30 protein-coding genes are annotated in these 25,178 nt (G+C 33.7%); 6 read left to right on the top strand and 24 right to left on the bottom strand.

Annotated features, from left to right (window positions below; translation table 11 throughout):
- Position 1: 1 nt before the first annotated feature.
- Both J8M14_RS02640 and fbp read right to left on the bottom strand, forming a co-directional pair.
- Positions 2–355 carry a fructose 1,6-bisphosphatase gene (locus tag J8M14_RS02640; protein WP_211072790.1) on the bottom strand — a complete coding sequence of 118 codons (354 nt, stop codon included), beginning with the start codon at positions 353–355 and terminating at the stop codon, positions 2–4.
- A 208-nt stretch (positions 356–563) separates the two neighbouring features.
- Positions 564–1,562 carry a class 1 fructose-bisphosphatase gene (gene fbp, locus J8M14_RS02635; RefSeq protein WP_211072789.1) on the bottom strand — a complete coding sequence of 333 codons (999 nt, stop codon included), beginning with the start codon at positions 1,560–1,562 and terminating at the stop codon, positions 564–566.
- Positions 1,563–1,736: 174 nt separating this feature from the next.
- Between fbp and J8M14_RS02630 the strand changes: the two genes are divergently transcribed.
- From J8M14_RS02630 to J8M14_RS02620, 3 genes are read left to right on the top strand one after another with little or no spacing between them, the layout of a single operon-like run.
- The gene (locus J8M14_RS02630) at positions 1,737–2,216 is read left to right on the top strand and encodes a GNAT family N-acetyltransferase (protein WP_211072788.1); all 480 of its coding nucleotides are present in this window, start codon (positions 1,737–1,739) and stop codon (positions 2,214–2,216) included.
- A gap of 24 nt (positions 2,217–2,240) precedes the next feature.
- Entirely contained in the window at positions 2,241–3,494 is a 1,254-nt protein-coding gene (locus J8M14_RS02625; protein ID WP_211072787.1) for an aspartate kinase, read from the top strand.
- 53 nt (positions 3,495–3,547) lie between these two features.
- Positions 3,548–5,356 (top strand): lysophospholipid acyltransferase family protein, encoded by a 1,809-nt coding sequence (locus tag J8M14_RS02620; protein ID WP_211072786.1) that lies wholly within the window; start codon positions 3,548–3,550, stop codon positions 5,354–5,356.
- 104 nt (positions 5,357–5,460) lie between these two features.
- Here J8M14_RS02620 and J8M14_RS02615 read toward each other — a convergent pair whose 3' ends face one another.
- From J8M14_RS02615 to J8M14_RS02595, 5 genes are all read right to left on the bottom strand, one after another.
- On the bottom strand, positions 5,461–5,886 hold the full coding sequence (locus J8M14_RS02615) for an arsenate reductase ArsC (protein ID WP_211072785.1): 426 nt from the start codon (positions 5,884–5,886) through the stop codon (positions 5,461–5,463).
- A gap of 17 nt (positions 5,887–5,903) precedes the next feature.
- Positions 5,904–6,404, bottom strand: a complete 501-nt coding sequence (locus tag J8M14_RS02610) for a GNAT family N-acetyltransferase (protein ID WP_211072784.1) — start codon at positions 6,402–6,404, stop codon at positions 5,904–5,906.
- Between the two features lies 1 nt (position 6,405).
- Positions 6,406–6,891, bottom strand: coding sequence for a DUF6428 family protein (locus J8M14_RS02605; RefSeq protein ID WP_211072783.1), 486 nt, complete (start codon positions 6,889–6,891; stop codon positions 6,406–6,408).
- Positions 6,892–6,912: 21 nt separating this feature from the next.
- Complete coding sequence (locus J8M14_RS02600) at positions 6,913–7,236, bottom strand: metalloregulator ArsR/SmtB family transcription factor (RefSeq protein ID WP_211072782.1); 324 nt, start codon at positions 7,234–7,236, stop codon at positions 6,913–6,915.
- 84 nt (positions 7,237–7,320) lie between these two features.
- Complete coding sequence (locus tag J8M14_RS02595) at positions 7,321–7,692, bottom strand: TM2 domain-containing protein (protein ID WP_211072781.1); 372 nt, start codon at positions 7,690–7,692, stop codon at positions 7,321–7,323.
- Between the two features lie 182 nt (positions 7,693–7,874).
- Here J8M14_RS02595 and J8M14_RS02590 point away from each other — a divergent pair, with 182 nt between their 5' ends.
- Positions 7,875–8,273: a DUF805 domain-containing protein gene (locus J8M14_RS02590; RefSeq protein WP_211072780.1), complete on the top strand. Its 399-nt coding sequence runs from the start codon at positions 7,875–7,877 to the stop codon at positions 8,271–8,273.
- Positions 8,274–8,325: 52 nt separating this feature from the next.
- Here J8M14_RS02590 and J8M14_RS02585 read toward each other — a convergent pair whose 3' ends face one another.
- The 10 genes from J8M14_RS02585 to J8M14_RS02540 all read right to left on the bottom strand — a co-directional run bounded on the left by J8M14_RS02585 (position 8,326) and on the right by J8M14_RS02540 (position 14,273).
- Positions 8,326–8,712 (bottom strand): VOC family protein, encoded by a 387-nt coding sequence (locus tag J8M14_RS02585; RefSeq protein WP_211072779.1) that lies wholly within the window; start codon positions 8,710–8,712, stop codon positions 8,326–8,328.
- 42 nt (positions 8,713–8,754) lie between these two features.
- Positions 8,755–9,213, bottom strand: a complete 459-nt coding sequence (locus J8M14_RS02580; protein WP_211072778.1) for a DUF1801 domain-containing protein — start codon at positions 9,211–9,213, stop codon at positions 8,755–8,757.
- A gap of 28 nt (positions 9,214–9,241) precedes the next feature.
- The gene (locus J8M14_RS02575; RefSeq protein ID WP_211072777.1) at positions 9,242–9,760 is read right to left on the bottom strand and encodes a DUF4199 domain-containing protein; all 519 of its coding nucleotides are present in this window, start codon (positions 9,758–9,760) and stop codon (positions 9,242–9,244) included.
- A 102-nt stretch (positions 9,761–9,862) separates the two neighbouring features.
- Positions 9,863–10,279, bottom strand: coding sequence for a response regulator transcription factor (locus tag J8M14_RS23250; RefSeq protein ID WP_348772821.1), 417 nt, complete (start codon positions 10,277–10,279; stop codon positions 9,863–9,865).
- 25 nt (positions 10,280–10,304) lie between these two features.
- Positions 10,305–10,925 carry a hypothetical protein gene (locus J8M14_RS02565; protein WP_211072776.1) on the bottom strand — a complete coding sequence of 207 codons (621 nt, stop codon included), beginning with the start codon at positions 10,923–10,925 and terminating at the stop codon, positions 10,305–10,307.
- On the bottom strand, positions 10,919–11,854 hold the full coding sequence (locus J8M14_RS02560) for a 2-hydroxyacid dehydrogenase (protein ID WP_211072775.1): 936 nt from the start codon (positions 11,852–11,854) through the stop codon (positions 10,919–10,921). Before J8M14_RS02560 ends, J8M14_RS02565 begins: the two co-directional genes overlap by 7 nt.
- A gap of 39 nt (positions 11,855–11,893) precedes the next feature.
- On the bottom strand, positions 11,894–12,982 hold the full coding sequence (locus tag J8M14_RS02555; protein ID WP_211072774.1) for a Gfo/Idh/MocA family oxidoreductase: 1,089 nt from the start codon (positions 12,980–12,982) through the stop codon (positions 11,894–11,896).
- Between the two features lie 11 nt (positions 12,983–12,993).
- On the bottom strand, positions 12,994–13,476 hold the full coding sequence (locus J8M14_RS02550; protein ID WP_211072773.1) for a GNAT family N-acetyltransferase: 483 nt from the start codon (positions 13,474–13,476) through the stop codon (positions 12,994–12,996).
- Positions 13,477–13,500: 24 nt separating this feature from the next.
- Entirely contained in the window at positions 13,501–13,866 is a 366-nt protein-coding gene (locus J8M14_RS02545) for a cupin domain-containing protein (RefSeq protein ID WP_211072772.1), read from the bottom strand.
- A gap of 11 nt (positions 13,867–13,877) precedes the next feature.
- Positions 13,878–14,273, bottom strand: coding sequence for a thioesterase family protein (locus J8M14_RS02540; protein WP_211072771.1), 396 nt, complete (start codon positions 14,271–14,273; stop codon positions 13,878–13,880).
- Between the two features lie 123 nt (positions 14,274–14,396).
- On the opposite strand from J8M14_RS02540, the gene J8M14_RS02535 reads away from it, so the two are divergent.
- On the top strand, positions 14,397–14,576 hold the full coding sequence (locus tag J8M14_RS02535; protein WP_211072770.1) for a hypothetical protein: 180 nt from the start codon (positions 14,397–14,399) through the stop codon (positions 14,574–14,576).
- Between the two features lie 55 nt (positions 14,577–14,631).
- Here J8M14_RS02535 and mgtE read toward each other — a convergent pair whose 3' ends face one another.
- From mgtE to serS, 6 genes are all read right to left on the bottom strand, one after another.
- Positions 14,632–15,981, bottom strand: coding sequence for a magnesium transporter (mgtE, locus tag J8M14_RS02530; protein WP_211072769.1), 1,350 nt, complete (start codon positions 15,979–15,981; stop codon positions 14,632–14,634).
- A gap of 81 nt (positions 15,982–16,062) precedes the next feature.
- Complete coding sequence (rsmA, locus tag J8M14_RS02525; RefSeq protein WP_211072768.1) at positions 16,063–16,929, bottom strand: 16S rRNA (adenine(1518)-N(6)/adenine(1519)-N(6))-dimethyltransferase RsmA; 867 nt, start codon at positions 16,927–16,929, stop codon at positions 16,063–16,065.
- 1 nt (position 16,930) lies between these two features.
- Complete coding sequence (locus tag J8M14_RS02520) at positions 16,931–17,359, bottom strand: hypothetical protein (RefSeq protein ID WP_211072767.1); 429 nt, start codon at positions 17,357–17,359, stop codon at positions 16,931–16,933.
- Positions 17,359–17,667, bottom strand: coding sequence for a DUF4286 family protein (locus tag J8M14_RS02515; RefSeq protein ID WP_211072766.1), 309 nt, complete (start codon positions 17,665–17,667; stop codon positions 17,359–17,361). Before J8M14_RS02515 ends, J8M14_RS02520 begins: the two co-directional genes overlap by 1 nt.
- A gap of 87 nt (positions 17,668–17,754) precedes the next feature.
- Complete coding sequence (locus J8M14_RS02510) at positions 17,755–19,542, bottom strand: tetratricopeptide repeat protein (protein ID WP_211072765.1); 1,788 nt, start codon at positions 19,540–19,542, stop codon at positions 17,755–17,757.
- 160 nt (positions 19,543–19,702) lie between these two features.
- On the bottom strand, positions 19,703–20,974 hold the full coding sequence (serS, locus tag J8M14_RS02505; protein WP_211072764.1) for a serine--tRNA ligase: 1,272 nt from the start codon (positions 20,972–20,974) through the stop codon (positions 19,703–19,705).
- 343 nt (positions 20,975–21,317) lie between these two features.
- Between serS and J8M14_RS02500 the strand changes: the two genes are divergently transcribed.
- Positions 21,318–24,440 carry a CHAT domain-containing tetratricopeptide repeat protein gene (locus tag J8M14_RS02500; protein WP_211072763.1) on the top strand — a complete coding sequence of 1,041 codons (3,123 nt, stop codon included), beginning with the start codon at positions 21,318–21,320 and terminating at the stop codon, positions 24,438–24,440.
- Here the strand turns inward: J8M14_RS02500 and J8M14_RS02495 are convergent.
- Positions 24,429–25,178: a hypothetical protein gene (locus J8M14_RS02495; RefSeq protein WP_211072762.1), complete on the bottom strand. Its 750-nt coding sequence runs from the start codon at positions 25,176–25,178 to the stop codon at positions 24,429–24,431. The genes J8M14_RS02500 and J8M14_RS02495 overlap by 12 nt on opposite strands.

Below are 25,178 nucleotides of genomic sequence, written 5' to 3'. Positions count from 1 at the left end.
ATTACTTCTGACTAATTTTTTCGCCAAGAGAAATCAAAAGATCTCCTAAAGTCTTTTTATCTACTTTTTTAGCGTCTAGAGTATCGGCCTTATCAGCTAGGTTATCCTCTAATTCAGTAATTCTAATATTAATATCTGTACTCAGATTGTCAATTGCCTGATTTAGTGCAGTACGAGTATCTTCGATATAATCTTCTAGTTCTTTCTTCTTGGATGCTATATCTTTTTTTACTTTTTCAAACTCAGAATTATATGCAGCAATATTCTCTCCAAATATAAGATTCTTGATTGCTTCAATTTTTGAAGAAGGATCATTAGTAGTCGTTTCTTCAACAGCTTTATTTTCTTTAGCCATTTTGGACAATTATTTAGTTCTTTTTTAAAATTAACACAAAAATGTCGAAAACAAGAGATTGACAGCTAATAAAGTATATTATCAGACCAAAATCTTAATTTTTCAATAGATTTAGATGAAGTTTAGCTTTAAAATTGTGGGGTATAATGTTATTAAGAAGTAAATATACAACTAATAGTTCAAAAAGTGAGATCTTAGACTTCTTGTATTATTCCATAAAAGACTCTACTTTTTCTACCATATTTTTACTTCCGCAAATAAAAGGTGTACGCTCGTGTAATTCTGATGGTTTGATATCCATAATACGACGATAACCGTCACTGGCTTTACCACCTGCCTGTTCAGCTATAAATGCCATTGGATTACACTCGTATAGCAAACGTAGCTTTCCGTTTGGTGATTTAGAAGTACTAGGATACATATAAATACCTCCTTTTATCATATTACGATGAATATCACTTACAAGAGAACCAATATATCTGGATGTATATGGTCGATCTTCTTTTTCTTCTTGACAGTATTTGATATAATCTTTGATTCCTTGCGGAAAATGAATGTAATTTCCTTCATTAACTGAGTAGATATTACCATCTTCGGGAAATTTCATATTAGGGTGTGATAAATAATAGGTTCCCAGAGCAGGGTTAAGTGTAAAACCATTTACTCCATGACCAGTTGTATATACTAACATTGTAGACGTACCATAAATAATATAACCAGCAGCAACCTGAAGGTTGCCTGGCTGTAGAAAATCCTCTATGGTAACCGGAGTCCCAGTAGGAGTAACTCTGCGATAAATTGAAAATATAGTACCAACAGAAACATTAACATCTATATTAGAGCTGCCATCAAGGGGATCCATTAAAACCACATAATTGTTACGATGATCATTTTTTTGACCTTTGATCGTTATAAAATCATCATTTTCTTCAGAAGCGATACCACAAACAATTTCTCTGTTTGTCAATGTGTTGATAAACGTTTCATTAGCAAGTACATCTAGTTTTTGTTGATCCTCACCTTGTACGTTGGTTTCTCCAATAGCACCAGTAATATCTACCAGACCTGCTTTGTTTACCTCGTGATTCACCATTTTTGCAGCTAAACGAATTGAATTGATTAAGCGAGAAAGCTCTCCGCTGGCATAAGGAAAATCTTTTTGATTCTCAATGATAAATTCTCCTAAGGTTTGATTCTTTCTTGTCATTTATGGTGAATTTGATTTGGTGCAAAAATATTATTTTTTAGATAACTATAACGTTTTCGGAAGTTTAAATTATTTTATCCTTTTCGAATTATAAAAACATAAGCATGTAAATGATAACATTAGGAAATTAACCTATTTCTAGTTCATATTTTATAGATTTGATAAACTTTAGATATGGATTATAAAATCAGAGATGCTGTACAGCAAGATATGACTCAGGTTCTGGAACTGATACAAGAACTTGCTACCTTTGAAAAAGAGCCAGATGCGGTAGAAGTTACTGTAGACGAGCTTATTAAAGAAGGTTTTGGAGAAAATCCTCTTTTCCATTGTTTTGTGGCAGAAGTAAATCAAGAGATTGTAGGGATTGCACTGGTTTATTACCGTTTTTCAACCTGGAAAGGACGTTCTGTTCATTTAGAAGATCTTATTGTTAAGGAATCTATGCGAGGAACTGGTTTAGGAAGCGCTTTATACGCAGAAGTTATGAAATATGCTAAGTCCAAAGGGGTAAGAAGAGTAGAGTGGGTGGTCTTAGATTGGAATAAAAATGCAATCGATTTTTATGAAAAAAGCGGAGCTACACTGTTAAAAGATTGGTATCTAGCACAGATGGATCAGGAAAACCTAAATACTTTTGTATCCAAACTATAACCTTTAAAAAATAAAATTTTAAGAATGAGGGTCTTTAAATTTGGGGGAGCATCAGTAAAAGATGCAAAAGGGGTAAGGAATTTAGTAAGAGTTTTACAAGAAGTGGGGCATTCTGATCTTGTGGTTATCGTTTCTGCTATGGGTAAGATGACTAATGCTTTTGAAAAGGTAGTAGATCATTATGTAGATAACTCTGATGAACTTGTTTTTTCGATTAATTCTATTAAAATATATCATCAGGAAATTTTAGAAGAGTTATTTTCAAATAAACAACACCCGGTCTTTGATAAGATAAAAAAGTTGTTCGAAGATTTTAATACTACGCTGGATCGAAATAAATCTACTCAATACGATTATATCTATGATCAAGTGGTTAGTTACGGAGAACTGATTTCGACAACAATCGTTAGTGAATATCTTAATGATCAAGGATTACATAATGAATGGTTAGATGCTCGGGATTTTATTAAGACAGATAACGCATACCGTGATGCTGAAGTGGATTGGGAGGTTACACAATCTAATATTACTAAAAAAATTAATAAAAAAGCGTTGAGTATAACCCAGGGGTTTATAGGTGCTGATTCTAATAATTTTACAACTACCCTGGGAAGAGAAGGTAGTGACTATACGGCAGGAATTTTTGCATATTGCATTAATGCGGATAGCGTAAGTATCTGGAAAGATGTTCCCGGAGTATTGAATGCTGATCCTAGAGTTTTTGATCAAACACAATTATTATTTCATGTTTCTTACGAAGAAGCTATCGAACTTGCCTTTTTTGGGGCTTCAGTAATTCACCCTAAAACTATTCAGCCGCTACAACGCAAAGAAATTCCTTTACATGTAAAATCATTTATAGATCCTTTAAATGAAGGCACTTCAGTAAAAAAAGGGCAGCCTTTAGATCCATATATCCCATGTTATATTGTTAAGAAAAAACAAGTGTTATTGTCTCTTTCATCCCTAGATTTCTCATTTATTGTTGAAGACAACATTAGTGAAGTTTTTAGCCTTTTTCATAAACATCACCTCAAGGTAGATCTGATCCAAAATTCTGCAATTAGCTTTTCGGTATGCTTGGATGATAAGTTTGATCATTTTGATCAATTGTTAGTTCAGCTGAAGGCAAAATTCAGAGTGACATACAATAAAAATGTGTCTTTGTACACCATTAGACATTTTACGGATGAAGCAATTCAATCTTTAGAACAAAATAAGGATATTCTTTTAAAACAAATTACTAGAGAGACATATCAAATGGTAGCTAAAGAATAAAAAAAATAATTGAATGATTTTGCTATATTTGCAGTTAGCTCAAATTATAATTAATGCCCATAGTCACAGCAAGAGAGGTAGCCACGGGGCTCAAATTAGATAAACTTGGTTTTATAGGTACCTTTATTGGGTGGCTTATTCTTAAAACGACCAGATTATCTAAAGTAAACCGTCATTATGACAAGATAAGTCATTTAGATGGTGCTGATTTTGTAAAGGCAGTTCTTGATTTATATAAAGTCTCTTTTGAGATTCCTCCTGAAGACCTTAAAAGATTACCAAAGGATGGTGCTTTTATTACATTATCTAATCACCCTCTTGGAGGTTTGGACGGAGTGCTTTTATTAAAACTGATGCTTGAACATCGAACGGATTATAAAATTATAGCTAATTTTTTACTTCATAATTTTGCTCCTTTAAAACCTTACATAATGCCTGTTAATCCTTTTGAAGACAGAAAGGAAGCAAAATCCAGTCTTAAGGGAATTAAAGAAGCTATTTTGCATCTTAAAGAAGGGCACCCGTTAGGTATTTTTCCTGCTGGTGAGGTATCTACACTTAAACAAGGACAAAATTATGTCGATAAGCCATGGGAACCAGGAGCTATGAGACTAGTAAAAAAAGCTAAGGTCCCAGTTATACCAATATATTTTCATGCTCGTAATAGTAGACTTTTTTATAGACTAGCAGCAATGAATGATACATTGCGAACAGCTAAATTACCTAGTGAACTTTTTTCTCAAGAAAATCGAGTTATTAAAGTTCGGATAGGTAACCCCGTTTCGGTCAAAGATCAAGAAGAATATACCAACATAGAAGACTTTACAAACTTCTTAAGGAAGAAAACGTATATGTTGGCAAATCCTTATGAGAAAAAGACATTAAGAGAATCTATTCCTCAGAATCTTAAATTACCTAAATCTCCTAAACAGATTGCATTAGAAGGTAATATTAACGCTATAGAATCAGAACTGCAATATTGTAGGGATAATGATAAGCGATTATTATATAGTAAAAATTACGAGGTTTTTTTGGCTCAAAAAAAAATCATCCCTCATGTGGTTCATGAAATAGGAAGACTGCGAGAGATAACCTTTAGAGCAATTGGTGAAGGAACGAATAATTCTATAGATCTGGACCCTTTTGATGATTACTATCATCATATGTTTCTTTGGGATAACAAGGCAAAGAAATTAGTCGGGGCATATCGTATGGGGATGGGCTCCAAAATTTATTCCGATTTAGGAATTGATGGATTTTATCTTCAGGATCTATTCAGGTTTGAGCCTGAATTGCATAAAATGATGAGCCAATCTATAGAGATGGGTAGAGCTTTTATTATAAAAGAATATCAGCAGAGACCAATGCCTTTATTTTTACTTTGGAAGGGAATAGTACATTGTACGCTTCGTTTTCCAGAACATAAATACCTTATTGGAGGAGTAAGTATTAGTAATAAGTTTAGCAATTTCTCTAAGTCTTTAATGATCGAGTTTATGAAATCTCATTACTATGATCCTTATGTTGCTCAATATGTAAGACCTAAGAAAGAATTTAAAGTGAAGCTGAAAGATGCTGATAAGGATTTTGTTTTTGACGAAAGCAAAAGTGATCTTAATAAATTTGATAAAATCATTGATGAGGTAGAACCGGGAAGTCTTCGTATTCCGGTATTGATTAAGAAGTACATTAAACAAAATGCTAAAGTAGTAGCCTTTAACGTTGATCCTTTGTTTAACAATGCAGTTGATGGATTAATGTATATCAGAATAGCCGATTTACCTGAAAGTACTGTAAAACCAGTTATGGAAGAATTCCAGGCCGAATTAGAGCAGAGATATTTTAAAAATGGAGATAAGTAAAGTAAACCAGATTTAATCTGGGAAATTCAAATATAAACCCCCAATACTAATTTTGAAAATAGTATGGATTAGTATAGTATTTGGGATTTATTATTTTAAGGTTGTTAAGAAACAGTTTTTAACACTTCTCTTTCCACAAAGCCCTTACAATATTCTTTAATCTGATTTCTGGTTTTGGTAAAAGCCTGGTGGATTTCTTCTTCCGTATCTTCTACTTTAGAAGGATCAAAGAAATTATAATGTAGTCTTTTTGCCTTACCAGGAAAGAAAGGGCATCTTTCTTTAGCGTTATCACAAACCGTAAGGATATAATCAAAGTTAATGTCTAGGTATTCTTCAAGGTTATTAGAGGTGTGATTAGAAATATCAATTCCGTCTTCTTTCATAATAGAGATTGCTCTGGGATTTACTCCATGAGTTTCTACACCAGCACTATAAATGGCTGCATTGTCTTTTGCAAAATGTTTCAGATAACCTTCTGCCATTTGACTTCTACAAGAGTTTCCTGTACAAAGCACTAAAATATTCATAAATAAGATTTTTGTGGTTATAAAATGGTTTTACTTCTTCGTTCTAAAATAGTATTATCATACCAAATACCGTGTAACTTTCCAATTTTTTCCCGATATCCGATTTCACGAAAACCTAAGGATTTATGCAATGCGATACTGGGTAGATTGTTACTAAAAATCCCAGCTTGCAAAGTCCAGAAACCACAGGTTTCACTTTCTTCTATCAATCTAGACAAAAGTAGTTTACCAAGACCAATATTTTGATGTTTTGGTGTTATATAAATGCTAACTTCTGCTACACCTTTGTATACTTCTCGTTTTGAAGTAGGGGATAAAGCTGCCCAGCCAACAATTTTATCCCCAACAATACTAGCTTTTAACCTACAAGATGTTATGTGAGAAGCATTCCATTGTGCCCAAGCGGGGACTTTAGTTTCAAAAGTAGCTCTGCCAGTTTCAATACCTTCTTTATAGATTTTGGCAATTTCATCCCAATCTGATTCGGTAAATGATTGTATTTGGATATTATTATTCATTTTAACAACAACCGCTTCCGGGAGCACAAGAAGTAGCTTCTGTCATTTCGGTTTCAGGTACTCCACAAGTTTCCTTTGCTTTACAGTCGGTGGGTTGTACTGCTAGTTTTATAATCAATTGCCCATCCTTGGTTCCAAAACCAGTAACGTGTAGTTGCGCAGTATGAAACATGGCATTACCATATTCAATTTTTACTGGAGCATCCATTTCGTATGCTTTCATTTGTCCAACTTTTTTAAGTATACCTAATGCCTTATATGCACTCATATAATTTGATTTTCCTAATTCACTAGGGCTTTCCCAAAGTTGGATCACGGTTTCTTTCCAGGAGTCGGTTCCTGCACCACAATCAACCGCATCCACGGTGATGTGTTTTACCTCTGTAATATGATAATTAGTTCCTACTAACATTCCAGGCGCATATTCGAACAATAATGATTTGCCTTGATGTTCTGCTAACAATGTTATAAAATCTGATGTATTCATAGTTTTGTTATTTAGGTTGATTTAACAACAATTATTTTTGGTTGTATTAAAAAATGAGTTTAAGTTTTCTTGTAAGGAGTTCCAGCGATCGATATCAATACAGTAGCACATGCTTTTACCTTCGATTTCGCCTGTAATTAATCCTATGCTTTTTAATTCTTTGAGATGTTGAGATATTGTAGCTTGTGCAAGACCAATTTCTTCTACCAAATCATTGCAAATACAGGCGTTCTGTTTACTAATGTATTGAAGGATTGCAATACGTGCTGGATGACCAAGGATTTTAAAAAACTGAGCCAACTCATTTTGTTTTTGATTAAAAATTTGTGTTTTGGTAATACCCATAATTAATATTTGTATATCGCAATATTACGATATTAAAACGAAATAAAAAAGTCAGAGGATAATTTTCTGACTTTTAAACTATTTTTAGAACCAAGGTTTTTTACCTACCTGGTATGTTTGATGGAATTCATCATCTGATTTGGTTAGATACATAATACCCTCAATTAAACCAACAACCCCCGAAATTCCTGAGGTAATTCCACAGGTAAAAAATCCTGCAATTCCTAAGATTAGCATTATTACTCCTTCTTTATTATACCCCAAAATAAATTTGTGGACTCCTAACCATCCAAAAATAATCGCCAATACGCCAACAAGTATTTTTTTGTTGTCTTGTGAATTGATTATTTCTTTAGCTTCTTCAGTAAATTCTTTTGCTGACTCTTTTATACTTTCTGCAGCTTCTTCGGCGCCTTTTTTGATGTCGTCCCCTAGACTGTTGTTTTCTTCACTCATATTGTTTAAAATGATTTATTAGTTGGTAGAAAATTACGAAAAAATATAATAAAAGGATGAGGCTTTTAACACCTTATCATATTTAATAAAGCATACTATCTTTTGTATCTATGATAAATCAAATTTTAATAAGCCAAATTTATTTTTATATTTGAAACATACTAACTAGATAAATTTATAATATGAATTGGTATTTAAAGGTTTTAAAAGAAAATTATGCAAACTTCGAAGGTAGAGCAAGAAGAAAGGAATATTGGATGTTTACCTTATTCAATGTTTTGATAATACTTGGTCTATATGTTCTTGCAATGGTTTTTCTATTTATGGAGATTAATGCTCTAGCTTCTGTTTTTGGGATTTTGTACGTGATATATGCATTAGGAGTGTTAGTTCCTGGTTTGGCTGTAGCGGTAAGAAGGCTGCATGACACAGGGAAAAGTGGCTGGATGATATTGGTAGGCCTTATTCCGCTTATCGGCGGTATTTGGCTTCTGGTGTTATATGTAACAGAAGGTGATAAAGGCGATAATGAATATGGTCCAGATCCAAAACTTGAAGGAGAACCTGCTACTACCATTTAATATGATATAGGTACAAGTGACATAAAAGCCAGCTTTTGCTGGCTTTTTCTTTTTACATGAAAGCTTTGTCTATTGGTTCCCAAAGTTCAATTTTATTGCCTTCAGGATCAACTATCCATCCAAATTTACCATATTCGTATTCCTCAATCTCACCAACAACAGTAACTCCCTCTTTTTTCAGAACGTCCAGTAATTCGACTAGATTTTCTACTCGGAAATTCATCATAAATTCTTTCTTACTAGGAGCGAAATATGTTGTGTCATCCTTAAATGGACTCCATTGTGTAGAACAATCATTCCCCTTTTTGTCTTTCCACCAAAAAGTACATCCATAATCATCTACCGGTAGGCCAAGATGCTTGCCATACCATTCCTTTGTTGCTTTTGGATCTTTGGTTTTAAAGAAAAAACCTCCTAATCCGGTTACTCTATTTTTCATTGATAAATTTATTTTATTATTCCCTTAAAAAAGGAACCTATTTTATTTCTTTTTTACATTGCTTTCATAAATATTGATCCATTCTTCGACTGTTATTTTTGAAGCTAATTCACCAATAAGTTTCATAGGAATCTGATCTATTTTTTTAAACCGAATACAACTTTTACCCATATCCAGTTTAGTTTTTACATATTTAGGATACTCTCCTACGAACCAATCCATCAATTCCTTATCCGCATAAATACCGCTATGATACACGGCAATAAAGTTCTTTTGTGAAGCAATATTCATAAAAGGTAGTGGCAGCTTTGGATCACAATGATACCCATCTGGATACAACGTATGTGGAACCACATAACCTATCATTTTATAATTAATCTCTTCAGAAAAACCTTTAGGGAGATTGTCTTTAATTACTTTTCTAAGCTCACTCATCACCGCTTGGCGTTCCTCAGGAATAGCTTTTATATATTCGTCGGGTGTTTTGGCTTCGTATTGCATAGTATTCAGTTGTTTATAATTTATTTGATTAGGCTGCTATTGGTTTACGCTGTAAGATTAATGCTGAAATTAATGAAATTATAAATCCGATGATTAAAACTGTAAAAGACATTAATAAAAAACTCATTATAGGATTAGAAAACAGCTCTTTTTGAGCTTCTAGTTCTGCTAACTTAGTTTCAAATTCTGCGGCGGGAAGTGAGTTTTTCATTTCTTCAACATAATGTGCATAATATTCTGTGGTAAAATCCGGATTGATATATTTGATATAAACCACATCAAGTATCCCAAAGGCCAAAGCCGCTATCAAAGATATTAAAACTCCGATGAGCAAAGCTTTTCCAAAAGAAACAACACCATTATTCTCTTTATCTCTAAAGTGCTTTATCCCAAAGAACACAAAAAGTAAGGATACCACCATGCTTGTGTATCCAATAACTTCCTGAATGGAATAGTCGAGGTTTTTTCCTAAAAACCATCCTCCTAAGGCCAATAGAACAATAGTAATGGCACTATAAACTCCGTAACGTAAAATTGTATTTTTCATTCGTAATTATCATTTAAAGGTTTGGTTCAAAAGTAGATTTGTTAGGTGTAACAGCACTCATACTAAAGTATGAATTGTTTAGCACTTTTGTACTAAAGCCCTTTAAAATGAGATGATTTGGAGTTCTTTAGCAATTTGTATGGCTTGTGTTCTTCGCTTGGCATCCAATTTTACCAGTAGATTGGAAACATGGGTTTTTATAGTACTTTCTGAAACAAAAAGTTTATCTGCTATTTCTTTATTGGACAACCCTGAAGCAATTTCGCATAATACTTCATATTCACGTTTGCTTAATCCTAATTCAGTAATTTTTTGATGATTGATTTCCTGAATAGGAGTTTTTTGTTGATGTAGTACTCTTTTATTAATAATGACTCCGATAATAAAGAAGATAACTGCAATAATGGCAATTATAATTTCTATAGAAGTATTGCCAGTCATAACACTATATTTACTAAGTTGAAAAAGTGCTAGTAAAGCAATAACTAAAGCTGCGAAAATGAATATGGTTTTCTTCACTCTATAAATGTAATAAAACTGAGATTTAATTGGAAAGTAAATTCAATTCTTGCATAAGGTTTTCCTTTGCTTGTTTTTCGAACAAATTGTGGAAATGATGTGTTTTAAAGATGCGAGGCATGTCTATAAAATGTTTTAAAACTTTAATTCTTCCTTTGGTATACATGAAGTCCGGGTAATACTTATATTCCTTTCTCACGTTCTTGAAGTACCTTATGTAATCTTTTTGAGTACTACCTAAAATAGCAAGATCTGCATCCGTAAAATAATTCACATCATTGTTTGCGGAAATTTGATGGCCTTTTGTTGCCAGAATGATTGTTGAACATAGATCGACTCTACTTTCAGGAATAGATAAACTTTTCAGAATTTCTTTAGCTTTTTTTGCACTCTGTACTTCATTATCATCTTTTAATACATTATAGATATAATCGTGATAAAATAAAGCGAATAAAATCATATCCCAATCTTTGACTTGGTCTTTGATCGCAATTAATTGATAGTATAAGTGTTCAAGATGGTTTATGTTATGATAGTGCCTACTTTTTTTACTATGCTTTTTGAGAATATCCTCCCAAAGGATATTAGCATACTCAGGATCTTTAGCGTACTTGGAAACTAAATTTATAAATACTTCCTTTAACAAAACTCAGCCTTAATTTTATCAACAATAGTTTGCGCCAATTTTTCTTTAGACTCCATTGTCCAACCGGCTACGTGCGGGCTTAGTATTACATTATCCATTTGTAGAAGTTCTTGTAAAGGTTTTGGTATTTTAGAAGAAAATAAATTCTCAAAAGAGGATTTTTCATATTCCAATACGTCCAATCCAGCACCTAGTATTTTTCCTTCCTGCAATGCTTTTACTAAATCCTCGGTTACTACACTTTTACCGCGAGCAGTATTGATCAGCCAAAAAGGTTTTTTAAAACTATGGATGAATTTAGTGTTAATCATCCCGATAGTTTTGGGTGTTTGTGGTGTGTGCAAACTTAAAACATCTGTTTTGTCGAATAACTCATCTAACATTACTTGTGTGGCATCACTATTTTCTACATCATCCAGAATATCGTAACAGATTACCTCGACATCAAAACCTCTTAACTTTCTGGCAAAAGCTCGTCCCATATTGCCATAACCTATAATCCCGACAGTTTTTAAATCGAGTTCTAAGCCACGATGTTCTTCGCGAAGCCATTTACCATCCCTGACACTCTGATTAGCTTTATTCAGTTTATTAAAAAGAGAAAGAATCATTCCTAGTGCGTGTTCACCAACGGCATTACGATTACCTTCAGGAGCATTGAATAGTTTTATACCTTTTTTTGATGCATATTCAACATCAATATTTTCTAATCCGGCACCTACACGACCAATAAATTTTAGGTTTTTGGCTTTATCAAGAAAAGTTTTGTCAATTGCAAAACGACTTCTAATAATGATACCGTTATACTCTGAAATTTTATGTTCTACTTCAGATTTGGTAGCCATATAATCTTCTTCATTTATAAAACCTAAATTGTTTAATTGATCAAGAAGCAGAGGGTGATTAGAGTCTAAGTGAAGGACTTTCATAAGCTTTTACAAATAATATGCAATTTAACTATTCTTAAACTAAATTAAGGAGACTTGGGCACCACTTTTAGCGGCTTTATAAATTGCTTCTACAATGCGGATATCCTTCATTCCTTCCTCACCTGGAACTATCACAGAAGTATTATTGATAATTGCTAATGCATCATTATCCATTTGCTGGGCTTGCTGATTAGGAATGCTTTGATTGAGCAGTGTTCCATCACTAGTTTTTCCTCTGATCCCACCATAAGCTTGAAATGGACTTAACCCATATGTGCCTTTTTCGCAATCTACTAGTAATTCATTCATTCCACCTCCAAAACTAGTTTTACAGTTGGCTATAGCACCACTTGGAAATTCCAAAGTAAAACTTGTGGTTTCATCAACTTCAGTATATATTTTGGGTCTTTTATTAGTGTGGGTCGCTTTTAGAATGGCTACAGGTTCTTCTCCTGTCACATATCTTGTAGCATTAAGTGGGTAGACTCCCATATCGTACATGGCTCCGCCACCCATGGATTTTTTTTGCTTCCAATGATCAGATCTGGAATCATAATACCCAGCTTCTGCTTTAACGGATTTGATCTTTCCATAAGGTTTTGAAGTTGCCCAACTCATAATTTTTTGGGTATTAGGTTCGTGTTGCATACGATACCCAATGGAGAGTTTTACCTTATTTTTATTGCACGCATCTATAATAGCTTGACATTCGGTAGCGGTCCTGGCCATAGGCTTTTCACACCACACATGTTTCCCAGTATTTGCTGCTTTAATTGCATATTCAGAATGCATTCCTGTAGGTAATACTATATAAATTATATCTATTTCAGGATTATTAGCGATGTCTTTCATGTTTTGATAATTGTAAACATTTTTATCAGGAATTCCATACTGTTTTTGCCACTTAGGAATTTTCCAAGGGCTTCCTGTTACAATACCAGTTAATCGACAGTGTTTGGTTCTTTGTAATGCTGGAGCCAAAAGATCTGTACTGTAATATCCTAAACCTACCAGGCATACTCCTAATTGCTTTTGACCTGAATTAGCGTATAAGTTGGAATAGGGCAGTAGACTATAGCCAAGTAAAAGACTTGTATTACGTATAAAATTTCTTCTATCTAAAGCCATGTAATGAAGTTTTAAAGTTCTCTAAACATTATGTATGCATCTACATATCCCAAGGAGGAATGTTTAAATCCTTTAGGGATTGTTCCTATAATTTCGAATCCGTACTTTTTCCATAGTCGAATAGCAGGAGTATTTGTGCTCACTACTATATTAAATTGTATTGCCTTATACCCAACTTTTTTGGCAAGCTCTAATGAATGTTCACAAAGCATTTTGCCAACACCTTTTCCTTGCGCATTAGGATGTACCATATAACTACAATTAGCAATATGGGACCCTAAATCTATTTGATTAGGTTTAATAATATAAGTGCCTAATATCTTATCATTTTCTTCTAGTACATAGGTCTGCATGTAAGATGCAAACCAAAGTTTAGAAAGCGATTCTTTTTTGGTTTTAGGATCAAAAACGTAGGTATCTCCAGTTTTTATAACGCTTTTAAAGATTTCCCAAATGGAGTCTTCATCGTCCAACCTGGCTTCTCTTATTTTCATAGAGACCACTTAGTATATACGTTGTTAAATATCAATATATTGAGAAACAGTTCGTTCAGTTTGAAGCTCACCAGTATGTTTCGTGCTTTGTTTTTCAAAAAGCAACACATGTACTTCCTCCCCATTTTTGGTAGATGGACAATGTTCAACACCTTTAGGAACAACAATAAGCTCTCCTGGATTAACTTCTACAGTATTATCTCTGAATTTCATAATCAATGTTCCTTTAACTACCTGAAAGAGTTCATCTTCTTCATCGTGTTTATGCCATACAAAGTCTCCACTTAGTTTTGCCAGATATACCATATTATCATCTACGGTAGCAATACGATGTGGATGCCATTGCTTATTGAATTTATCAAACTTATCTTTAATATTAATTGCCTGCATGTTAATTCGTTTTAAAAGAACAAGTTACTTATTTCAGTTGTGATGCGGGCAGGTCTTAACGTTTCTTTAGTCAGGAGACACCAGGTTGTTTTGGCAGAGGCCAATACTTTTTGAGTTGTTGTATTGATAATTTTGGTGTGACGCTCACTCTTTGCGCCACTATGATGATCAATCCAGGTCTTAAGTGTAATATTATCACTTTCGAAAGCCGGATGATGATATTCCAGATAATGATTCAATACCACCCATACATATTTATTTCTGATTTCCAGATCGGTTTTATACTCCCAATGTTGTTTTGCAATATCCTGTACCCATTGCAGATATACCACATTATTTACATGATTCATATCGTCAATGGCAGATGGTTTTACCGTGATTTGAGCTTCGAATACTTCAGGCTTCATAAATAAGATTGGTGTTTAAGTGTTTAAAAATAAGGTAGTTGAAGCTATAAAAAAGTTAAAATCATTCTTTACAAGTATAATTTAGTATAAATTTAATGCATTAACCTTTAAATTATATATTATATGAAAACTAATCTTTTAAACATTGAAGGCGTTACTATACTTTCTAGAGAAAGTCAAAGTAAAATCAAAGGGCAAGCAGGGGTAGACCTTTCCTTATGTGGTTGTGATTGCAGTGGAGCTGTAACAGGACCTAAATATTGTAGTGATTATATTGCTTGTCCACAGGTATATGACTGCTAAGAACTCACACTAAGAATACCACTATATCCAATTGTATGGTGGTTTTCTTTTCTTCTTAAAACCCTAACATAACCTTTGCAATATAGAAGAATAGAAAAATCCCGAAGATATCATTACTTGTCGTAATAAAAGGTCCTGTGGCAATTGCAGGATCAATGCCTCTTTTATCTAAAATGATTGGAACAAAGGTTCCAATCAATGCAGCTACAATAATAACGCAAAGCATAGATAATGCTATGGTAAAGCTGAATAAAAGATCCATACCATCAAAGAATCCAAATAAAATCACTAAAACACCTAAAGTGACACCGCTAATGAGACTAAGACTTACTTCTTTAAGTAACCTACTTAATAAACTACCTTTTACATTATCGTTTGCAAGCCCTTGAACAATAATAGCAGAAGACTGTACACCAACATTACCTGCCATCGCCGCGATGAGTGGTGTAAAGAAAAATAACTCCTTATATTTTGCGAGTGCATCTTCGAACCCTTCCATTATAAAAACACTACCTAACCCACCAAATAACCCTAAGATCAACCAAGGTAGTCGGGCACGAGTTAATTCTAGTACACTGTCATCTGCTTCTACATCCTGAGAAATACCAGCCGCAAGTTGATAATCTTTTTCAGCCTCATCTTTGATGAAGTCAACCATATCATCAATGGTCACACGACCCATTAACACATTATTTTCATCTACAACCGGAATAGCCTCCAAATCATACTTTTGCATAATTCGAGCTACTTCTTCACCTTCAGTATCAACGTTTACATAATCTACTTTTGGGATATAAACATCGCTAATTTTTGCTTTGGTGGGAGCTGTAAGTAAATCCTTTAGAGATAATCTACCTTTTAGCTTTTCATCTTTATCGACCACATAAATAGAATGAACGCGAGTTACATTTTTGGCTTGCCTTCTCATTTCGCGGACGCAACCAGCAATAGTCCAGGTTTCTTTTACCTTAACCAATTCCTTAGCCATTAATCCACCTGCAGTATCTTCTTCGTATGAAAGCAGTTCTTTAATATCCTCTGCGTGCTTTTCATCTTCTATTTCCGCAATTACCTCTTCTGCCAATTCATCAGGGAGTTCTGCAACGACATCTGCGGCATCATCCGTGTCCATCTCTTCCAGCTCTTCTGCAATTTCTTTTGCAGAAAGATTCTCTAGAATACGTTCCCTAAAATCTTCTTCAAGCTCCATCAAGGCTTCAGAAGTCTTTTCACTATCTAGTAACTTAACTAGATATGTCGCATCAGTTAGGTTGAGTTCACTAAGAATCTCAGCAACATCAGCAAAGTGAATTTCACTAAGCATATCGTGCAAGCTTTTATCACCTTCAGTTTTGATGAGGTGTTTTACTTGTTTTATAAGTTCTTTTGAAACCTGAAATTGCATAGTGATCTTTTAATAGTCCCGAGAAACGCTCACAAAGATAACCAAACAATTTAATTGGGTTTTATGGTAATGTTAAAGAAGTTAAGTTGAAGATTTTTCTATTATCGAAGCCAACTCGATAAATTGATTTACGGATAGTTGTTCAGGGCGTTTGGATAGGATTTCTAATGCTCTGATTTCATCAGAAAGTTGAAAAACCTTCAGGCTGTTTCGAAGTGTCTTTCTGCGTTGTCCGAAAGCTGTTTTGACTACTTTAAAAAATAGTTTTACATCACAAGGAAGTGTGTTGTTTTCTTTTCGTGTTAATCTCAAAACACCACTATCTACTTTTGGCGGTGGATTGAAAACTCCGGGAGGCACGGTAAATAAATATTCCGCATCATAAAATACCTGAGTTAGCACCGAAAGAATTCCATAAGTTTTACTTCCTTCTTTTTCACAGATACGTTGTGCTACCTCTTTCTGAAACATTCCTGTGAACTCAGGAATTCTATCTCGGTTTTCTATGGTTTTAAAAACAATCTGTGAAGAAATATTATATGGAAAGTTGCCTGTAATGGCAAATTGTTCTCCAGGAAATAAAGTTGATAAGTCAAATTTTAAGAAATCAGCCTCCAAAACCTGAAAAGATTTACTTTTTCTTATCGCTTCTGAGTATTCTAGCGGAAAACTGGTGTTAAGATATTCAATAGATTCTGTATCCAGATCCATAGCTGTAACATGAATATCTTTTTGTAGGATGTATTTGGTCAATACTCCCATTCCTGGACCAATCTCGATTACATTCTGATATCCTCGGAGTGTAAGAGTGTCTCCAATCTTTTTGGCAATGTTCTCATCTTTTAGGAAATGTTGTCCAAGATGTTTTTTTGCCTTTACCGCAGTTTTTTCATGTCTTTCTCTCTGAGGAGCATCTTTTTTGTGACTCTTCTTGGATTTGGAAAACATATTACGACGGTTTTTTTAAAGCTGTTATCTTTTCTTTAAGCGTATTTTCGATTTCGATACGATCTTTTTTTCTAAACCACGAAAGTTGCAAGTCTATTCTACTTCCTCCTGAAGTCATTATATAAGGCTCAGATCCGCCTTTAGACGAAAAAAAATCTTCTATTTCAGCATATTTTATATCCTGATTACCAATAATCACATAAGTATCTCGGAATTTGATTATAGGATTATTTGAAATAATTGTGAAATAAGACCCAACGAGAAACAAAATATTAACCAATATTATTACTGCTAATTCATACCAAGAACTTTTTAAGAAGTAGGCAATAATATCAAAAAATAAGCTTATTATGAATATTGAAAATAACACAAAAACAATCAATCCAAAGATTTTGATAAAATACAGTAATGTTGGTTTGTAGGTCTTCATTAGTGTTCGCTTACGATTTCCAGTTCAGTTCTGAAAGCAACAAACTTACCAGCAAAACGATTGGTCTCTGCTCGTAAACGCTCGGCATCTTCATCATAATATTGCTGAAGTACTTCTTTACTACTTGTAGTATATTGGATGGAGTAGGTGATACCACCCATTTCTTCTTCGACAAGAACCTTAGTCATTAGTGCTTTACTAAATTTTCCAGTAGCCAACATTTCAGGAATATGCTCAGTCTTCATCCAATCTAACCATTCGTTATGAACGGTTTCCTCAATATTAATAGTTACGTTGTATATGTACATTTTTAATAAATGAAATTCTATATTAGAAGTAGGCAAAGGTACAAAGAAGCTGAGATCTAAACTACAAACTAATACACTTCTAAAAGGTTAGTTAATAGCATCTCCCCGGAGTGTTCGGTATTTCTTTCGGGCATCCACAAAATAAATACTATCGGCGTGATTAAAAATGATTTTTTCGTAGAGTTCTTTGGCTTTTTCAGGTTCTCCGAGTTCATTAACATATAATTCCGCCAACCAATAATAGGCATCGTCTGCTAAGATATCATAGCCATAAAATTCTATGATTTTAAGGTAATTAACTTTTGCTTTTTCGAATTGTTTTTCTTTTTCATAAAGTTTGGCTTGTCGTAAAAAAGCTTCATCCTCTATTTTTTCACCTCTGTGATTATCTAATATCTTTTGGTATTCTGTAATCGCTTCTTCGTTTTTATTCTGGAATGCCAATAAATCTGCTCTGGCAAATATCTTTAATGCCGTTTGTGTAGAATCTTCAAGGGAGTTATCGATAATAATCAAACTAAGTTCCATGGCATCGTTAGCAATTAGTTGAGAAGTAGAAGATTTTAATACATCCAACTGTGTTTGTGCCCACGCAAAATCACCTTTATAATAACTGGTTTTAGCAACCTTGAATCGTGCATCCTGAGCAAGGAAATTATTTTTTAACACATTTTGAACTTGTGTATAATAAATCAATGCTTGATTAAATTTCTGATCCAGTACTAAAATATCTGCAATCTTCATTTTTACTCGAGAAGATTGAAATCTAGAAAGGCGTTCAGTTTTGATTAGTGATTTTAAAAAATTAATAGCCTCTTGTTTTCTATCCTGATTAAAAGCTAAAAAATGTGCATAATCAACTTGTAATCCTATTGTCTCTCGAGACCTTCCATAGGTTTCAAAGACAGTATTATACTGTTCATTAATGGCTTTGTATTCTTTTTTATTTCCATTATCTACTTTGGCCTTAAGAATGATCTTATGTGCTGTAAGTTTTATGTCATCAGATGCAGGATTGTCTAGTATGTAATTTAGTATTTCTGTGGCAGATTTAATATCTTTTGCAGCAATAGCTATCCTGGCAAGGTCAATAATTCCTTGTAATCCTTCATTTTTTCGTTTGTAAATTGCTTTTTCCTGTACAAAAGCTTTTTTGAATTCCTTTTGCTGAATAAAAAGCCAACTTAACATTTCGTTATAAAAGATGTCAGGATTCTGTTGTGACTTTTTGATCAATAATTTCCGGAAAATGGTATTAGCTTCATTTGTCGGGTCATCCGTAATGTATTGGCTAAAATTACGCTGAACAATATTAATATAATTAGGTTGTAGCTGAATCAAAGCTAAATAGCTCTGAAACATTTTCTCTAGTTTACCCTGTTCACCATAAATTTTTGCTAATTGAACATTAAAATTGGAACCGGGATTGTTGACCATTCCTTTTTCGTATATAGTAGCTGCTTCGTCCAGAAGATTATACTTTTCAAAAGTCTGCGCTAATGAATACGCCTGATTGATATCATTATTATTATAAGTCTCTATAGCCTTATCATAATAAGTTCGAGATTGATCGGTTTTGCCTTGTAACTCATAATGATGACCTAGTTCAACCAAAAGTTGTGCATTGTTAGGAGTTCTCTCTATACGTTGTTGGAGAACTTTCTCAGCTTTATCAAATTCCTCTAGTTGTTGATGTGATTCTACTAGGCCCAGGATATAGTTAAGACGATTCGGATTCTTTTTATATAATTTTTTGTAAACAGCTTGCGCTTTTTCATATTGTCCTTGCTGCATGTAGTTCTTTGCTAATTGTTCTGATTGCCCGAACATAGGTATAGCAAAAAGTAATATTATGAATAAAATGACAAAGCGCATTCTGCAAGTTTTTTGTAAATATAGCTTTAAAGTAACAAAGTTACAAAGAAGCTAAAACTCAAAGAACGAATGTCTTTGTAATAAAATCACAAATTTTTAAATACAACAACAGACCTAAACCTTTTAAATCAGATCAAATAGACTCTTATGGCTTTTGGGCTTAATCAATCCATTCAAATCCACAATAAGGAACCAAAACATCAGGGATTTTAATTCCTTTAGGGGTTTGGTAATTTTCCAAAATTCCTGCTAGTACGCGTGGTAAGGCTAAAGAGCTACCATTTAGGGTATGCGCAAGTTTCTTTTTGCCATCTGCAGCTTTATAGCGAAGCTTCAAACGATTAGCCTGAAAAGATTCGAAATTAGATACAGAACTGATTTCTAACCAACGATCCTGAGCAGTGGAAAATACTTCAAAATCATAGGTCAGGGCAGAAGTAAACCCGATATCACCACCGCAAAGGCGTAAAATACGATATGGTAGTTTTAATTCTCTAAGAATATCTTTTACATGGTCCACCATACCATCCAGTGCTTGATAGGAGTTTTCTTGTTTTTCGATACGTACAATTTCTACTTTATCAAATTGGTGTAAACGATTTAAACCACGTACGTGAGCTCCATAAGAACCAGCTTCTCTTCTAAAACATGGAGTATACCCTGTACAAGTAATAGGAAGGTCTTTTTCGTTCAGCAGTTCATCTCTAAACATATTAGTCACCGGAACCTCCGCTGTAGGGATTAAATACAGGTCATCTCCAGTTACGTGATACATTTGTCCTTCTTTATCAGGTAACTGACCCGTACCAAAGCCCGAAGCTTCATTTACTAAATGTGGAACTTGATATTCTTTATATCCAGCTGCAGTGTTTTTATCCAAAAAGTAGCTGATCAATGCACGCTGCAACCTGGCACCTTTACCCTTATACACAGGGAAACCCGCTCCTGTAATCTTAACACCGAGCTCGAAATCTATGATATCATACTTTTTGGCTAATTCCCAATGTGGTAAAGCACCATCTTCTAGTTTAGGAACATCACCTTCACGAAAGGTTTCTTCATTATCTTCATCACTTTGCCCATCAGGCACAGAATCGTGTGGGATATTAGGTACAGTATACAGCAATTCGGCAAGTTCTTGTTGTATCTCTGTTAGTTTGGTAGACAGTTCTTTAGAAGCTTCTTTAAGTTGCGCAGTTTTTTCTTTGAGCAAGTTTGCTTTTTGCTGTTCTCCATTTTTAAATAGCATCCCTATTTCTTTAGAGAATTTATTAGAGTCCGCCAACGTATTATCCAGTTGTGCTTGTGTAGCTCTACGTGTTTCGTCAAGAGTAATGATCTGATCTAAAACCGGTGCCGCATCAAAGTTACGTTTGGCCAATGCTTTGATATACGCTTCTTTATTTGCTATAATGTTCTGTACTACTAACATGATTGTGTTTTTGGGCGATGACCGGGCTATCTGCTTTTACTCCTCGATTATTCAACCCTCGAGAACACTTCGACAAGCTCAGTGTAAAATCTCAGGTTTCAAAATCTGTGGGGTAACCGCTACTATCCCTATCGCAATAAAGCAGCAAATTTAAAGAAAAGAGTTGTTTAAATAACTTGATTTATATGAGAAATTTTAATTCATGAAAGAACCTGAACAACTCTTTGGAGTTAGCGGATAATTATTGAACCAATATGTTTAGAAAGTAACTATCAAATAATATTCATAATAAGTTTTAGGTTTAAGATTTTAACTACTTTTATCGCCCTTAAATAATCAATACATGTCTTCACACAACATCTCAAAAAAAGGAGTTTTCCTTACATTAGCTTTTCTGTTTTCAGGGTTTTTATACTCACAAACTGCTGTGGGTACTACAAAAGCATCTGCACTATACAAAAAAGGAGATTCTTTATTACTTCATAATAAATTTGCTAATTCTGTAATAAACTTTCAGAAGGCTCTGACCGTTTATAAGGATAGCAACGAATGGGAAAAAGTAGCAAATTGCTACAATAAAATTTCTGAAGCTCAATGGAGTAATGTTCAATTATCAAAGGCATTGCAAACAGCAAATAAGGCATTGGAAATTAGTAGACAAAGACTTAGACCTAAAAACCTACAAGAAGCTAAGGCATTAGACAATATTGGTATTAGTCACAGGTTAAATGGGAAAGATTTACAAGAAGTTATAGGATACTATAAAAAGGCATTAGATATCAAAACTAGTATCCTGAAGGAAAATGATCTAGAGTTCTCTAATTCTTATTTTAATTTAGGATCCGTTTACGGAGTTAAAGGAGAATACGAAAAGTCTTTGGATAATTATAATAAGGCTTTAAATATAAGGAAAGAACATCTAGGAAATGAACATATCAAGGTGGCAGATGTTTATGAAAATATCGGAAAGATTCTGTACGAAGTTGGTAACTATGATGAGTCCCTCAAGTATTTTGAAAATGCTTTTGAAATTGCCAATAAAACATTAGATCAAAACGATTTCTATTTTGTGAAAATGTATAATAAAATAGGAATCATATATTACTATAAAAAAGCGTTTAATAAATGTCTTAACTATTATAAGAGAGCACTTCAGATAAGTATCCATAATTTAGGAGAAGATCATCCCGATCAAGCAAGATTAAATCATAATGTAGGTATTGTTTATTTTCAATTGGGAGAAAAAGAGAAGGCATTGTATTACATAGAGAAAACTATTGAAATTGGAGTTAAAACGTATGGGGAAGGTTATAGAGATTTGTTTTTTCCATATAATATGATGGGACAAATACATGGAGGCGAAAAGGGGATCTATTATATTAAAAAAGCACTGGATATATGTCTCAAAAATGTAGGGATAAATCATGTTAGGACTGCTGAAGTTTATGCCTCATTAGGCAAATTATATAGAGATGTTGGAGCCTATGACTTGTCCTATGAATTTTTAAATAAATCTTTGGAGATTCATATAAAAATTTTTGGAAACAGGAACGCAAATATTGTTTCTTCTTATAATTTACTTTCCGATTTATTTTTAAAACAAAATAGCTATGAAGAGTCTCTTAAATATTCAGAAAAGGCCATAGAATCGAATAATCAAAATCTGAATGAGTCGGTTTTAACACAATCAGAATTCGATGACTGCCTGTCTCCTACAAAACTATTAACATCGTTAGAAAGAAAAGCATATGCGCTGCAAAAGAAATATCTTGAGGCAAAGGATGTTAAAATACTTGATGAAAGTATTAAAACATACGATAAGGCGAAGAGGTTAATTGAAGTGCTAAGGAGGTCTTACAGCACCGAGGATAAAGTGACGTTTGCCAAAGACTCAAAAAAAGTATACAGCGGTGCCATTACTACTAAAATGCTAAAGTGTAAAAATGATCTAAATCAACAGTGCGTTGAAGCTGCTTTTTATATAGCTGAAAACAGTAAGTCTAATATCCTGAAAGAATTATTAAATGATGAAAAAGCAAAAGTTTACTCAGGATTGCCAGATGAACTTTTAGAATTAGAAAAAGAATTAAGAAAGGAACTGTCGGGAGCAAAATCTAATTTAATCAACAACAAAGATAGTGGTAACAGAAAATCTTTGGAAGCAGAAGTTTTGTTGATATCCAGAAGACAGGATTCTTTGATTAAAATATTAGAAGAAAAATATCCAAAGTATTACCAGTTAAAGTTTGAGAATCAACCATTAGCTGTAAGTAAGATTCAGGATAACCTATCTGTAAGTACCACTTTTGTTGAATATTTTCAGTCGGATGATGTATTATATGCTTTTGTAATTACAAAGAATAAAATTTCTTTGAAAAAATTGTTGGTTAATAGATTGAGTGAAGAAGTTGCAAGTTTTAGAGAAAGTATTTTATTAAAAAACACCAGAGATTTCAAAAATTTGGGATTTGAACTTTATAAAACACTAATTGAACCTATAAAAGATGATTTTGTTGGCAATAACCTTATTATAGTTCCTGATGAATCCTTATGGCATCTTAATTTTGATCTTTTATTGACCTCAGATCCAAAAACAGAGGATACTAGTAAGTTGCCCTATTTGATCAAAGACTTTGCAGTTAGTTATGCAAATTCGGCAGGCCTTTTATTCAATGGTGCAGATAAGAAAAGACCAATGGGATCAGAGGTTCGCAAAGAATGTTTGGCATTTTCTTTTGCAAATGAAGATTCTTTGGCTGTTGGCGACCAAATGAATTTTGAGGTATTAAGAAATGCTCATGAAGATTTACCCGGAACCAGAAGAGAAATCAAAAAAATAGCATCCATTGTTAAAGGTCGTTACTTTTTTGGGTCACAGGCAATTGAACAAAATTTTAAAAACAACCTTGCAAACTATAATGTTTTGCACCTGGCGCTACATGGAGAAGTAGATCATCAAAATCCCGAAAATTCAAGAATTTACTTTACCAAAACCAAAGACTCTATTGAGGATAATATTCTATACAGTCACGAATTGTACGCACTCAATATCCCTGCAGAATTGGCTGTGCTTAGCGCTTGTAATACGGGTATGGGTAAAATTGCTAAAGGTGAAGGGGTTCTAAGTTTAGGTACTGCTTTTCAATATGCAGGAACCAAAAGTTTGTTACTAACCGGTTGGGAAGTATCAGATAAGACCACTCCAGAGGTGATGCAAAACTTTTACGGCAACCTAAATAAGGGGATGAACAAAGCTGAAGCACTGCAAAAAGCTAAACTAAAATACTTGGAGACAGCTGATGTGTTTACCCAAGATCCGTTTTATTGGGGTGCCTTTTACCTTATAGGAGATTACACAGCTATAGAGTTTGAAAAATCCTTAGATATGAGTTGGATATTATATATGCTAATTGCGTGTATAGGACTAGGAATATTTCTATACTTCAAAAGAAAATCAGTTCGTTGATTGCTTTAATTGGATTGCTGATTTGTTATTATTTGGGATTTCAAGATATTTTTTAGCGGATTCAAGATCGTTGAGATCCAAATAAATTAATCCTTTGTACCAACGAGCTTCTTTTGATAATTTTCGGGTAGGATAGTTTTCCAAAGAATCTAGTAGCTGCAATGCTTTTTTAGAATTACTCATTTTGTGAATAGCGAGAGCTCGTATCAACAATGCATCTTCATAGTATAATAAAGAAGGATTATAATTTTCTAATGCTTCAATAGTAGACGAATAATCTTTTTGTTCGTAAGATTTAAACGCACTAATTACTACTTGTTTTGGATTTGATTCTGAAGTGTTCCTTATCTGGTAATCACTAAAACCAGCTTTTTTACCCCAAGCTTGTTGAGCAAGCTCGTTAAGGTTATTTTCTTGTAAAGGAAAGATAAAATACCAGGAGGAAATAAGTATCAAAACAGTGGCAGCGATGCCGGCAATCCATTTCCAGGTAGTTGTATTCGTAGAAACTGAATCTTCAGAAATCAATTGTTTCCATTTTTCATCACGTTGCTCTTGATTCGAATTGGGATAGGTGTTATCAACAAGATTTACGCTTTTTTGATACCTATTTACTTTGTTGGCAAATTCCATATCTTCTTGAAACCTTTGATCGAATGCTTTCATTTCCTTTTCGGAAAGTTCCAGGTCAAAATACCGGGTAATAAGCAATATGTCTTTATCCTGTATCTCTTCCAT

This window comes from Aquimarina sp. MMG016 (assembly GCF_018100805.1).
In the GTDB taxonomy this organism is placed as follows: domain Bacteria; phylum Bacteroidota; class Bacteroidia; order Flavobacteriales; family Flavobacteriaceae; genus Aquimarina.
This window is presented reverse-complemented; position numbering and strand designations above follow the sequence as displayed.